The 13989-nt window shown below is 42.5% G+C and carries 11 protein-coding genes and 2 pseudogenes; 5 read left to right on the forward strand and 8 right to left on the reverse strand.

Going from position 1 to position 13989, the window contains the following annotated elements:
• Positions 1–7: 7 nt before the first annotated feature.
• The 3 genes from GTQ43_RS34750 to GTQ43_RS34760 all read right to left on the reverse strand — a co-directional run bounded on the left by GTQ43_RS34750 (position 8) and on the right by GTQ43_RS34760 (position 3073).
• Positions 8–751, reverse strand: coding sequence for a hypothetical protein (locus GTQ43_RS34750; protein WP_265277273.1), 744 nt, complete (start codon positions 749–751; stop codon positions 8–10).
• Positions 752–980: 229 nt separating this feature from the next.
• Positions 981–1748, reverse strand: a complete 768-nt coding sequence (locus GTQ43_RS34755; RefSeq protein WP_265277274.1) for a hypothetical protein — start codon at positions 1746–1748, stop codon at positions 981–983.
• A gap of 125 nt (positions 1749–1873) precedes the next feature.
• Positions 1874–3073 (reverse strand): MFS transporter, encoded by a 1200-nt coding sequence (locus GTQ43_RS34760; RefSeq protein WP_265277275.1) that lies wholly within the window; start codon positions 3071–3073, stop codon positions 1874–1876.
• Between the two features lie 718 nt (positions 3074–3791).
• Between GTQ43_RS34760 and GTQ43_RS34765 the strand changes: the two genes are divergently transcribed.
• From GTQ43_RS34765 to GTQ43_RS34780, 4 genes are all read left to right on the forward strand, one after another.
• Entirely contained in the window at positions 3792–3983 is a 192-nt protein-coding gene (locus tag GTQ43_RS34765) for a hypothetical protein (protein WP_265277276.1), read from the forward strand.
• A 66-nt stretch (positions 3984–4049) separates the two neighbouring features.
• On the forward strand, positions 4050–5444 hold the full coding sequence (locus GTQ43_RS34770; protein ID WP_265277277.1) for an IS4 family transposase: 1395 nt from the start codon (positions 4050–4052) through the stop codon (positions 5442–5444).
• 42 nt (positions 5445–5486) lie between these two features.
• Entirely contained in the window at positions 5487–5624 is a 138-nt protein-coding gene (locus GTQ43_RS34775) for a hypothetical protein (protein WP_265277278.1), read from the forward strand.
• Entirely contained in the window at positions 5624–6100 is a 477-nt protein-coding gene (locus tag GTQ43_RS34780; RefSeq protein WP_265277428.1) for an IS630 family transposase, read from the forward strand. Before GTQ43_RS34775 ends, GTQ43_RS34780 begins: the two co-directional genes overlap by 1 nt.
• Positions 6101–6121: 21 nt before the next feature.
• Here GTQ43_RS34780 and GTQ43_RS34785 read toward each other — a convergent pair.
• From GTQ43_RS34785 to GTQ43_RS34805, 5 genes and pseudogenes are all read right to left on the reverse strand, one after another.
• Positions 6122–7187: pseudogene (locus GTQ43_RS34785) on the reverse strand (IS630 family transposase).
• A 257-nt stretch (positions 7188–7444) separates the two neighbouring features.
• Positions 7445–8836 carry an MFS transporter gene (locus tag GTQ43_RS34790; RefSeq protein ID WP_265277279.1) on the reverse strand — a complete coding sequence of 464 codons (1392 nt, stop codon included), beginning with the start codon at positions 8834–8836 and terminating at the stop codon, positions 7445–7447.
• Between the two features lie 159 nt (positions 8837–8995).
• Positions 8996–9415, reverse strand: a pseudogene (locus GTQ43_RS34795) (efflux RND transporter permease subunit); the annotation flags it as partial.
• 2 nt (positions 9416–9417) lie between these two features.
• Positions 9418–11088, reverse strand: coding sequence for an efflux RND transporter periplasmic adaptor subunit (locus GTQ43_RS34800; RefSeq protein WP_265277280.1), 1671 nt, complete (start codon positions 11086–11088; stop codon positions 9418–9420).
• Positions 11089–11679: 591 nt separating this feature from the next.
• Positions 11680–12402: a DUF305 domain-containing protein gene (locus tag GTQ43_RS34805; protein WP_265277281.1), complete on the reverse strand. Its 723-nt coding sequence runs from the start codon at positions 12400–12402 to the stop codon at positions 11680–11682.
• A 381-nt stretch (positions 12403–12783) separates the two neighbouring features.
• Between GTQ43_RS34805 and GTQ43_RS34810 the strand changes: the two genes are divergently transcribed.
• Complete coding sequence (locus GTQ43_RS34810; protein ID WP_265277282.1) at positions 12784–13686, forward strand: polysaccharide deacetylase family protein; 903 nt, start codon at positions 12784–12786, stop codon at positions 13684–13686.
• The last annotated feature ends 303 nt before the right edge of the window (positions 13687–13989 follow it).

Raw genomic sequence — 13989 nt, forward strand, 5'->3', positions numbered from 1 at the left:
AAACGCATCACTCAGTTGGGTGACGCACTTTTTTCTCCTTTCGCACGGAAAAGAATAGGACAACTGCCAGCAGGATAAAGGCGATCGCCGAAGCATATTCCCTTGGCAGTGAGAGTCCGCCATTTTTGACTGGTTTGGTGAGAAAATCTCCGAAGGTGGCTCCGAAGGGTCGCGTGAAGATGAACGCGAGCCAGAATAGGAGAACATCGCTCAACTTTGTTACGTAGTGAAGGGCGATGACAACACCAATGACACTGGCTGTCACGAATGCACCCTGAATATAGCTCAGTCCCAAGTTGCTTGTCAGAAAGTCACCAAAGGCCGTTCCCAAACTGTTGGAGAACACGACAGCCAGCCAATAGGTAGTCTCTGCGTCTTTCCTCACGATCGGATAAACGCTCAGATCCCGATCCCGGTAGTACCAGATAGCAAGAACGCTCAACAGACCGGCTACCAGAATCAGCGATCCCACTGCGTAGCCCAGCCCGAAAGATCGATCCATTAAGTCTGAAACTTCGGTTCCGGCTGTGGTTGTCGCAATGATCGCCACCCAGTAAAGGGCTGGACGATATCTATCGGATTGAATTTGAAAAAATAGGAGAATGGCCAGGATGGCGAACGTTACGGCAAAGGCTATGTAATACCCCAGCCCAAGAGTCATTGAGATGAAGTCCCCTGCCGTTTCACCAAGCGTCGTGGCGATAATCTTCATGATCCAGAAGTAAATTGTGACTTTTGCAACTTTGTTCATTTCTTTTTCACAATAAAAAATAGTAAGTCATCATAATTCAGATTAGGGCAGTCTGGTAGAAACAACTAATATCTGAATGGCACGCTTAAAAAGCTGTAAGCTATGTGGAATAAACACTGCATTGAAAGCTATTGAACAGTCAAAAGATAGGTTAGGTAATCGCAAATTTCCAATCAAATCGCCTCTTCACAAACAGAAAAATGCCATTCTTCGAGAAGGCGATCGCTAATCAGTCTTGTCGATCAATCGGTAGTAAGGCTGGTTTCTTCTGCTTAAGGCTCAAGTAAATAACCAGACTCGCTATTATAGACAGAAAAAGCATACTGGTTCCGACAGTACCAAAACCAAAGCCTCCATTTGTAGCAGATTGGGATAGTAAATCACCCATAGATGCTCCAAGCGGACGAGTCAAGATGTAAGCTAACCAGAATGCCAAAACTGCATTCATCCGAAAGTAATAATAAGCGATCGCTATGATTGCAATTGAAGCGCCAAATATCAGTGCTGATTGTGCATAACCCAGTCTAAAAGCCTCTGCTAAAAGGTCTCCTGTTGCAGTACCCAAGGCAAACGTAAACAAAACAGCTACCCAATAAAAAAGCTCTCTTTTCGCTGTATTGATGGAGTGCATGGCTAATGTCTTTTCGTTTGAATACCACAGCGCAAAAACTACCAACAAGGAAACACTAAAAATTACAGTAGTTGTCACCAAACTAACTCCAAGCTCGTCTACCAATCTATCAGTAATCAGTGTGCCAACTATACTTATCAAAACGACCACAAACCAGAAACTTGCTGGAACATAGCGTTTAAGCTTAAACTGATTTAACAGCGCAATTAGTAACACGCTGCTCATAATGTAGGATGTAACACCTAAACCAAGGTTCAGGGTTGCTGATAGAAAATCTGCTGCGGTTTCACCTACTGTGGTTGCCAGAACCTTAATAATCCAGAAGTAAATTGTCACCTCTGGAACCCTGTTTAACATCTTCTTCATGATATTTGTCCTTCTCGATTTTTCGCTAGAAGTTGAGATGAAATCACATCTTTATCTGAACTTGCAGGTTTATCATAGAGAGAAAAAGTCAAGAACTTGGAAAGATATGGCTGCAATGAAGATTTTTACTCTCTACCCACTGATTTCCGTCTTCTGCCTTCAAATACCAGCAGTAATGCGATCGCACTCAAAGCGAAAATACTTCCAGCGATGAAAGTTGCTTTGGGACTGATTGTTTGCCACAAAATACCTCCCAACAAACTAGCTGGTAAAAGCGCTACACCAGTAGCCAAATTAATTAACCCAAAAGCAGTACCCCGGAGATCAGACGGAACTCTATCTGCTACCAGTGCTAACAATATGCCTTGACTCATCCCCTGATGCAGTCCATACAGCGCAAACAGTCCCCACACCTGCCAAGGAGCATCAACAAATGCAAAACCTAAATATGCCAAAACATACACAGAAAATCCACCCACTAGTAGCCCCAATCTACCAATGCGGTCAGATAGCAATCCTACTGGGTAGGCACTGAGAGAATAAGCTATATTCATTACAACCAGGGTAAGTGGTACTAGTGAGGCGGATACTCCAGCTTGCTGCGCTTGCAGCAATAAAAAAGCATCGCTAGAGTTACCGAGATTAAATAGTAGTGCAACCGCAACTAGCACCCAGTAGCTTTTACCCAAACTTTGCAAAGCAGACCACTGTAGAGGATTATTCTGTCTTTGACTGTTTCTATTGCCGGTTTCCCGCACGCCAGTTGCTAAAAGAGCTACTGCTAAGATACCGGGAAGCACCGCTAACCAGAAAACTAGGCGAAAGTTCTGTCCTGAAAAAGACATCAACATAAATGCAACTAGTGGCCCAGTGAATGCGCCGATGGTGTCCAGAGACTGGCGCAAACCGTAGGCGGCTCCACGATTAGCGCTATCGGTAACATCTGCCACTATTGCATCGCGGGGAGCTACACGAATTCCCTTGCCAACGCGATCGCCAAAACGAGCCATCAATACCCATGCAGGACTTGTTGCCAATGCGAACAGGGGTTTAACTAAGGTAGATAGCCCGTAACCAGCGACAGCCAATCGCTTACGCTGTCCTAAATAATCGCTTAAGGCTCCTGAAAAGACTTTTAACACGGAAGCAGTTGATTCGGCAATTCCTTCAATCCACCCAACTGTCAGCAAATTTGCCCCTAATACCGAAACTAGAAATAACGGCAACACCGAATGAATCATTTCGGAACTAATATCAGTTAACAAGCTGACAAATCCTAAAACCCAAACATTGCGGGGGATGGTTTGAAAAGTTTTTGTTGCCACTGTTGCTGTTACCTTTGAGTTAATGACTTGTAATTCCTGGCTAGAGGAAAGCTGTAATTGTTAAATCATCACACTTGACGATGAAATCACAATGAAATTCTATCGCCTCTTTGAAACCTCAATTTAGAGCAATTTTTATGGATGGCACAGAAATACAGGCATCGGTAAAGACTGCTTTTGGGCGACTGATAGAATCTGCCATCATAATTATTCCGCTTTGCTATTTCTAACGAGCAGATGTTTCCTATAGTCGTCATGTAGCTGAGGAATTATGCATTTCAACTACTATCTTTTTCTAGGAATTGCCACCTATTAAAACTAGGGTAGTAGCACAAATAACCCCAAATCTTAACAGGTTGCCAACGAACTGCTCAACTTGATGTTCGCTCCATCTGCGCCTGGGTTGAGACATTCTAAATCCCTCCCGTTAAACCTTTGTAGATCATCTCAATTGCCAGCCCCAAAATAACGAGGCTGAATATATTTCGCAATAGTCCAATCCTTGCTCTTATAAGTGCGTGGCAAAACAAAGAAGGTACACAAAAAGACTTAGCAAAACGATTTAAAGTGAGTTTGTCGTTCATCCGTGACTTTTTGCGTCGGTATCGAGAGACGGCGGAGATAGCTCCCAAGCCTCAAGGTGGAGATCGCCGCTCGAAGGTTAAAGGTGAATGGCACTAAGAAAAGCTCTAAGCTATACGGAATAAGGGCTACAGCTTTGAAAGCTATTGAACAGTGGAGGAGAGGTCAGGCGGTCGTCCAAGATGGCAGTGTCATGGAAGCGATGCCTACGGCGGTAAACTACGCCACGAAAGACACGCTGAGTTTGCGATCGCCTACGCCATCGCTTTGCCTTGCACCAGAAAGTGGAATCAGATATACAAGTTGTCTAAAAATTTCTGGTAGGTAGGAAAAGCTTACTCGTTCATGAAATACTTTCTTTCAAGACGAGCAAGCAAACATCATAAATACTACTGTGACACTACGAGTGCAAATTCTCAAGGATAAATTTCATCAAAGTCTAGGATTACCTTTTAAAGAATTATTGCCGGAATCTGCAATTAAGCAAGTAATCTCTGAGCTAAAAATTAAATATAAAAAACGGTTATTTGACCCATTTATAACCTTGTGGGCATTTTTATCTCAAGTTTTAGATACTGATAAAACTTGCCACAATGCTGTAAGTAAAATAATTGCATATTTGGCAGAATCAGAAGTAGAAATTCCGTCAACAGATACAAGTGCATACTGCCAGGCACGGGCAAGATTGCCAGAGAAATTATTGGAGAAACTTTTCAATGATTCGGCACAAAGCTTAGAAGAGAAAGTAACAACAGAAAAATTATGGTTTGGTCGAAATGTGAAAGTAATAGATGGCTCAACCGTATCTATGCCAGACACAGTAGAGAACCAAAAAGAATACCCTCAACCTAGTAGTCAAGAAGATGGATGTGGTTTTCCAATTGCTAAAATTGGTGTGATATTCAGTTTGGTGACGGGAGCGGCTGTTGCTTTATGTATAGACGTTCTGAACACTCATGATATTAAGTTGGCTAGAAAAATGTACAGCTTTCTCAAACCAAATGATGTGCTTTTAGGAGATAGAGCTTTTTGCGCTTACGCCGATATGTTTACTATCGAAAAGCTTGGTTGTGATGCCGTATTCCGTAAACATCAATCTCGCACAACCACTATGCGAAAAGGTAAAATTATTGGCGATTGCGACAAATTAGTTACCTGGTACAAACCTAAAAGTTGTCCAAAAGGATTGAGTAAGGATGAGTTTGATGCTTTGCCTCCTTCCATTACTGTGCGAGAAATTTACTATTACATTGTTATTCCTGGTTTTCGCACTCAACAAGTCAGCTTAATTACTACTCTTTTAAATAAATCTTCTTATTCTACTCTCGAAATTGTTGGACTTTATGGTAAACGTTGGGATGTTGAATTGGATTTGAGGCATCTTAAAACTACTCTAGGAATGGATGTTTTGCGGTGTAAAAGTCCCTCAATGGTACGCAAAGAAATTTACGTTTATTTGCTTGCTTACAATCTACTTCGTAGCTTAATGTGGTCGGCTGGAACTAGTTACACCACTCCTCCGTTACGCCTATCACTCCAAGGTACTCGCCATCATTTAAATAACTTTATTCCCGAATTATTAGCCGCAACTTCAACAAAACGTCTTAAAATTTATCGTACTTTACTAAAAGTTATCGCTCACAAGGCTGTTCCTGACCGTCCTGCTAGAAACGAACCACGAGTCCGTAAACGCCGCCCGAAAGCTTATCCTTTAATGACCAAACCCCGGCATGAATTACGCTCTTCAGTTGCAAACTGCTTAAACCGCAAGGGTTTCGGCTTTTCTTAGTGCCATTCGGTTAAAGGTAAAGATCAAGAATTTTTAAAGATAATGGTGACAGAGCAAAGTGATATATATTTGCGAGAAATTCAAGAAGCAATGAAAGACGGAAGAGGAATAAAAGTTAGTATATCAAGTTTATCTCGCACTCTTAATCGCTTAAAATTAAACCGTAAAAAAAAAGCTTAATAGCGACTGAGCAAGGTACAGAAAGAGTACAAAAATTACGCTATGAATTTCGGCGTTGGCTAGACACTATAGATATCAAAAACCTCGTATTTATTGATGAGACAGGTATAAATCTGGCTATGACACGACACTATGGTAGAGGTGAAGGTGGAATTAGAGTTTATGATGATCGCCCAGGAAATAAAGGCAAAAACATCACTTTAATTGGAGCTATGACCGATGAAGGCTTAATTGCCACTATGACTTTCTGCGGTAGTTTGAACAGTGATAGTTTTTTAGTTTTTATTGAGCAAATATTACTACCACAGTTGTGGATTGGAGCTATTGTAGTCATGGATAATTTACCTGTACATTATGCTAAAACTGCAAAATCTTTAATAGAATCTGTTGGAGCTAAGGTTAAGTTTTTGCCTCCATACTCCCCTGATTTATCACCAATCGAGTTATGTTGGTCAAAATTAAAACAAATTATATGATATCCGGTAAATTACCCATAATTAAGCCGCCAGTTCAGGCCACCAGTGAAAATTGGTTAAACCATGTACAAAATCAGGCTGGTCAATAATTTGACGACAACGTTTAATTAACACCTCCTCAACCTCATCAAGACTTTCAAAACTTCGATTAGCAATCGGTTCATTTGTGAGCGTCCACAAACGTTCTGCGGGCTGTAATTCTGGAGAGTGAGAAGGCAAAAACTCTAAGTGTATACCTTGTGGAATCTTGACTTTGGTGCTGGAATGCCAGCCTGCTTGGTCAACAACTAACACTACCTGTTTTTTCTCACCAATGCCGAAGTGACAAGCAAAATCTGCAAGTACTTTGTTAAATAATTGAATATTAACGTAGGGTAATATCCACCAATATGTTTGACCTGAGTGTGGATGGACAAAAGCATAAAGCCACAACCACTTAAAACGCCAATTTACATTTGCTGTAGGTACTGTCCATTCATCAACCCAAATACGTCGAATTACTGGCTTTAAACCGACCCGATGTTCATCCATCGCCCATACTTCTACGTCGGATTCCGGGTTTTGTGTTTGAATTTGTTCGACTTTGACCTGTAAATTTTTTTTTCCACTCAGCCTGTTCCTCCAGGCTTGATTCTGTATGTTCTGGGCGGGGAACTCTTAAACGAAAACGCATTTGTTTGAGATATTCCCACCCTCGTTGACGACTCACTGGGCGACCGATTAAATCAGCAATCCAGTCAGCAACCTTCCTACCATTCCATTGTCCTCCTTCTGCTGGAGCCTCTTGTAATGTCTGCCATAGTTGTGCTTGTTGTACATCGTCTAAAAGTGGTTTACTACTTCCTTGATTTAAAACCCTTTTGTCTCCCAAAGTTTCAGATCCTTTGCGGTTGTAACCCCAAACCAACTCATAAATCCAACTACGGCTATAGCTTGTAACTGCTGCCACCTCTTGTGTGCTTATACCTTTAGCTAACAGCCAAATTATTTGGTAATGTGTCCGCTTTACTGGTTCTTTGGCTTTGCGATAACCTGCCTCCAACTCCTCCAAACTCAGATGTGGCTCAATTTTTATGATTTTTGGCATTGCGATCGCACCAATTTATGTACCTATATTTATATTATGGGTGATTTGCCGGACATCATATTATTCGTTCTGCTAAGGCTCACACATCCGAAGCTCTTGATGAAGTAATCACTATGGCTGTTAATGCTATTACTGATGAAAATACTCTTAATTGGTTTAATCATTGTGGTTTATTTTTTGAGCCTATTTAGATAGCTCTGGCAACATTTTCAATCTCGTCTTTCTCAATCTCTTTAGCAAAAATTGGCAACAGCAATTTAGTGACTATGGCGATGGTGAATGTCCCTAGTGTGAGGGTGAGTGTGATAGATAATCGTCGTGTGCTCGTGAAGATGGTTGTGAGATTCGCCTATAGCCATCCCCTCATCGTGGTTATGCTGATGGTGTTCATCGTGGATGTGTTTATGTTCATGCACACTAGGATAGTGGAGATGTTCGTATTCATGCAGTTGAGGTGAGAGGGTAATTTGCACTACCACTAGCAGCATCAAGCCCACTAAGCTACCGTAAAGGAACTCGCGTTCAGGAAAGTTACTTCCTAACCAACCCGCAAGAGGGTATGAGATTGCCCACCAAAGATGACTCCAGGCAAAGTGTGCGCCATAAACTCGCCCTTGCACACCAGCTGGGATGCGGTCTGCAATTAATGTCTGGGTGGGTAAGTTCACTAAACTTTGCCCTGCACCCGCCACCAACCATAACAGCATCAGTGGTGCTAAATTTGCGTAGTTGGCAGGCAACAAAACCAAGGTAATCAAAGTTGCACCAATCAAAACAAACGTTGTACGTGGCAAACTTCTATTGAACGTACCAAAAATAACTGCACAGAGAGTTGCACCAATCCCAAAAGCCGCCATCACCCAGCCATACTGCACTTCGCCCAATTTGAGTGTACCTTGGACATAGCCAACAGTATTTACTAAGATTTGCGCTCCGGCAATTGATGCGACTAACTGCATCGCTAGCGCGTAACGAATAGGTGCATCTGTAAGCAGGCGAGTTGTACCGTCTTTAATGTCTCCCCATGTTCGGCGTGTTGTCCTGGAAGGCTGTTGATTTTGTGCAACGATGAGCTGACCTGGTAGGGTGAAGATTAAGACTGCCGCGATCGCAAAGCTAATAGCATCCAAAAAGAAAACTTGTCTCGCACCAATGAAGGCGGCGACACTTCCAGCGATACCGGGGCCAAGTACACCAAGTAATTGAAAAGTAGCAGATGAAAGAGCGATCGCCCCTGCATAGTCATTCTCACCTGTGACTAATGGAATTGTGGCTTGGTAAGTTGGGGTGAAGAAAGCATTAAAGACGTTAAGTGCAAATATTAATACGTAAACTTGCCAAATCTGCGTCACAAAAGGCAACATACCCACAATTAGCATTCTGAATACATGGGTAACAACCATGATTTTCTTACGATCAAGGCGGTCTGCGATCGCACCTGCAAGGGGAGACAGTAACACAAAAGCAGTGACACGCAGAGTCAAAGCGACTGAAAGTACAACCGCAGCATTTTTTCCAGCTAACTCAAAGGCCAGAAGGGCTAAACCCACCCAAGTAAGTGCATCCCCCAATAAACTAGTGGTCTGAGCAGTGTACAGCCTTGCAAATACCGGATTTCTCAAGCTGCGGAAAAATGTCCAGGTATTCATTTATCAGGGGGGCATAGTTACACAAGTCTTTTATATCAATATTTTAACAGAAATGGGGGGAGGGGGCATATTTACAAAACTTAGAAAATTGCCTGACTAAGACTATTTTCATCCTCCTTCAGAAAGCTTACTTTACGCTTGTTGCGTTAGCGCAGCTTGCCTTCGGCATCGCTCCCTTACTAACTGGCGAGCCTGATAAATCTCGGTTTCCCAGTTAAAAATGATTTTGACAGCAGAGATTCCTAAAGCGCTGGAAGAACGTACTGCTGTAACTCCCAGAGTACCGTTAATTGCACTTTCAATTAGACATTTCCAGAAATTAGGTTTTTACCTAGACAGGATAATGGTTTGAGATTCCTTTTCGGAGATGTCTATTGGTAAAGTCACCAGAAATTCGATTTCTTGTGGTACAAGTCCCGGCGCTTCCGTTTGAATTTCGACTTGGGGTGGTGCAAAGCTTGGGAAGACATCCAAGGGCATTTGAATAATTGTGCGGAATATCCAAATTGTGGTGATGATCATACCCAGGATGATGAGCCAACAGCGAGCGATCGTCCACTTGATGATAGCACTGAGCATCTTTATTGTTGAGTATTCTTACTGATGATTATGACTTTTGGTTCTTCATGAGGCGCGCGGTGGTTATCATCTGAGTTTGTAGAACCATTAATAGAATCTTCTGGTACATCATAGGCAAGTTCTGCCCCGACTGGAACTAGTTGAGGTTTGCTGCGACGGCCTGCCATAAAACCGACAGCAGCTATTGCAACTCCTCCACCTGCTCCTAGCAACCACAAAGGTACTGGGAAGCTGGGCGTTTTAACTTCAGTCGCTTGTGCAGGAGCTTCTTTTGTCTCACCTGTTGGCTTAGTACCACCCCGCAATGATTGTGCATAAAGTTGTGGTGCGCGTTGAGTGACAATCATATCGCCCTCAAATAAGCCACTCTTAACCTCAACCATATCTCCAGAAGTCTGACCTAATGTGACTTCAACTGTTTGGTAAGCATTACCATTTTGCACGTAAACAACTTTCTTACCATTCGCGTCAACCACTGCTGAGGTAGGAATAGCTGAAATAGCAGAGGACGTTTGGTCTGTTAAGACTTCTAGCTCAGCGAACATTCCTGGTTTGAGTTGCCGAAGAGAGTTATTCACCTCTGCTTGTACTGGTACAATTCTTGTTTCTCCTTCTACCGCCGTACCAATTCGGGAAATTCGTCCAGAAAAGATGCGATCGGGCATACTAGCAACTTTTAATCTTATTCTCTGACCAGTTTTTACCTTGCTTAAATCTTTTTCATAAATGTTAGCTGTGGCAAAAAGCCGACTATCATTGACAATCGTCATCAATTTGCCACCCGCATCATTAAAAGTTTGACCAATAGTAACTTCTCTATCAGCAATCTTACCGGAGATGGGAGCGGTTACGGTCACTAGTCCCTTGGAATTAGGGAGATTTCCTAGTTGAGCAAGTCGAGTTTGATAACTAGTATTACTGCGATTAATATTTGACTTTGCTAGTTGAACTGATGCTTGGGCGCGTTTGAGTTGATTTTCTGCTCCGATAACGTCCCGACGGCTGTTAGCTTTGGTAAGTTCGGCTTTTGCCTGCGCTAGCTGGGTCTGGGATTCTAAAGCATTGCGTCGGGGTAAAGCACCTTCAATGGCTAACTGTTTGTCTTTGTTGTACTTTTCTTGAGCAAAGTCAACTTGACTCTGTGCTTGGGCAATTTCAGAGTCGGCTATTTGTTGATATCTTTGGTAATTTTGTTGAGCCAGTCTTAAATCTGCTTGGGACTGTTGTAAATCAGCTTGACCTTGTGCTAATTTGTCCTGAGATTCCACGCGTAATGTCACTAGATCTGGGCTGGTTACAACAGCAATAGGTTGACCAATATTTACTGATGCACCTGGTTCCACCAACAATTCAACTACTTTCGCCCCAGTAATTGGGGTAGTCACTTCCACTTTTTGGCTGGGAAGAGTTTCAATTTGTCCAGTAGTTTTAATGCCAATGGCTAACCGCTGACGCTGGACAGGCTCGACTTTAATCCCTAACCGTTTGGCTGTGTCGGCATCAACCTGAATAGAATTATTAGTTGAAGTGGCTTCACTTCCTCCTTGAAATTCATTGCCATGTCCGCCATGAGCCAGAACAATTGTGGGACTTGCTAATAACAGCAGGCTCAGGAATGTGCCAGAAACATAACGAATAGTTGTAGGTGTTTGGGAACGCAGGGAGTTAGACATCGCTACTAAAAATCCTTGAGTATGGGAGGGAAGAAATTGCGATCAGTCAAAATTACTTTTAAGTTTTAGAAATACACTCTTTTACTAGTCTTTCATTCAAAAATGAAATTAGGATGAAATCAAGTTTTGACCGCTCTCAGAATCACATCACTCTAAACACAACTGGAATTCAAGAAAGCAAGTGTTCCCTATTTATTTGGCATTGGATACTTGCATCATGCTTCACATAGATACTTTTGCTTACCCTTTAGGTGACGCTCTTACTGACGCTGGACTACTCGCTAACACCAGTTCCCAAGCTAGGGAAACCTCTTAGGGTGAAGCTCTTAACGTCGCTACCACTGAGTTCGCGGAGCGTCTCGTTCGCTGCCTTCGTCTCCGTACCACTTCGGGGATCTTGCTACGCGCAGCGTCCCGTAAAGCCTGCGGCATAGCTACGCTTAGGGCGCAGCCTAAGAAGAGAAGGGAAGGAGAAGAGAAGATAGCCAGTTCCCTATGGCGGGTTTCCCGCCTACCCTGCGGTTTCTGCGTACTCCTGCAAAGAAGCAAGCTACGCGGAGCGTTCCATAGAGAAGCAGTACAGGACTAGACTCACTGGTTATACCAAGTTTTTCGCCACTGTTTCATTTGGTTAATTTCTGCTTGCTGTGAATCAATGATACTTTGAGCTAATTTCTTGATTTCAGGACGCTTAGACTTACTCGATGCATCTTGAGCCATTGTAATTGCACTTTCATGATGGGGAATCATTGCATTTATGAACCGCAAGTCAAACTCACTATCAGCCGCTCCTAAGTCCATATTCATCATCATGCCTTGCATCTGCTGGTGAGGCATTGGGACTGTTTTACCTGTTTTCGCATCATAAGCTACCGGGGTACTGCTTGCAGAGGGATACCATGCTTTACGCCACTGTTTTAGCTCGGCAATTTCTTTGTCTTGAGCTTTGATAATTTCTGAAGCCAGCTTTTTGATTTCAGGACGTTTTGATTTCTCCTGTGCAACATTCGCCATCTCCACTGCTCCTTGATGGTGCGGAATCATCGCATCAATAAAGCGCAAATCATAATTAGCGTCGGCTGAACCTAAATCCATTGCCATGTTATGGTTCATCATGCCACCACCATCATTCATCATGCTACCGTCGTGATTCATCGGTTGCTTGTCGCTAGTATCAGCAGCGGTGGTAGTAGGGTTTGATGCTTGGTTTTGGGAATTTGGTGTAGAACAGGCTGTTAACAGACCGCTAGGAACAGAGGCGATCGCTACTAAGCTCAATGACAAAAAGCTGTTTTTCAGAGTAGAAAGTTGCATAGTGATTATCTAAATTCTTCCTGATTTCATTTTGCAATCTCCAGTAAACTGGAGAGTCAACCCTTTAGGTAATTTATTCTTTTCTCAGGTAATAAAATCACCCAAGTAACTGGTTGCTTACAATGCAAATATCGTACTTACTAAATAGTTTGACAGCCGAAGATGAAATCAGGATGAAATTAAAGGTTGCTGCTCTTGGCAAAGACTAGCTACAAGGAATTAGAACACTGTAATACAGGACTACAGGGTTCTAATTCTTTTGTGACACCCTGCTTTGCTTTGCCGGCGTTAGCCAGAGTTCAGAATATGGCAAATAATCATGTTATGAAAGTAACGTATTTAAAATAATTTGCCTTTGTAGTAAATATAAGTAAATCTAATATGGTAAAGCTGAAATTATTGATTGGAGGAATAGTATTCATCCCGCTAGTCGCAGTCCTATGCGACTTTAGTTTCGGAAGATTTTGGTTTTCAGAACGCTCAGACCATCAAAAATTAGTCAAAAAACCAGAACAACTCAGTGCCAGCGCTGTGAGCAATCAGCATAGTTCGGTATCCAATAAAGCCAGTGTTGCACAAGTAAACAGCCACATCTTTACAGTCCCTAATGAGTTTCAGGGAAAAATCATTCAACAGGCACAACTGAATAAACCAGATAAAGTTATCGCGCTAACTTTTGATGATGGCCCCGCACCTAAATACACACAACAGGTGTTAGAAATACTGAAGCAACAAAATATTAAGGCAACGTTCTTCTGTGTGGGGGAGATGGTGCATTATTTCCCCCAAATTGCCAAGCTAGAGGTAGCCGATGGTCACGCAATTGGTAATCACACGTGGCATCACTGGTATCGGCATATGAACCTGTCTGTTGCTGCGCGTGAGATTGAGTCCACCGCAACAGCTATTTACCAAACTATGGGGGTAAAAACTTTTCTGTTTCGTCCGCCTTATGGCATCCTCAACAATGGTGTAGCTGATTACGCTCAAAAGAATAATTACGCTGTTCTCATGTGGTCAGATGACTCGATCGACTATCGCCGTCCTCCAGTATCCAGACTCGTCAATAATGTGCTGAAGGACGCAAAGCCTGGTGGCATAGTACTGATGCATGATGGTGGTGGCGATCGCTCACATACAGTTAAGGCTTTACCGCAAATTATCGCTTCACTCAAACAGCGTGGTTATCGGTTTGTGACCATCCCAGAATTGTTAGAAATACAGGTACAAAAAACACCGTTGGTAACAACAGCACAGTTTCATAAAATGAATAAAGGTACATAAATTATTAACTCATTACTTTACCTGATGCAAGCTTTCAAATAGAATTCAGGAGTCAGGAGTCAGAATTCAGCAATGTTTTCTATACGACTGGCAGATGAATAAGTGGGTTTAAGACCCCCACTAAATCTATGATTTAATGGTCTTAAATTACTAGCGGGTTTGAATCCACCACTTTCTTGTTCTGACTCCTGAATTCTAACTTCTGAATTCTTTTTCAAATGTGTTCTTTTTTTATACAAATTATCTACCTTGGAATTTACAGCAAGCCAGTTCTTAAAAAGCGTGTTTCATTAAGGAGTATTA

It is taken from the genome of Nostoc sp. KVJ3, from assembly GCF_026127265.1.
Classification (GTDB): domain Bacteria; phylum Cyanobacteriota; class Cyanobacteriia; order Cyanobacteriales; family Nostocaceae; genus Nostoc.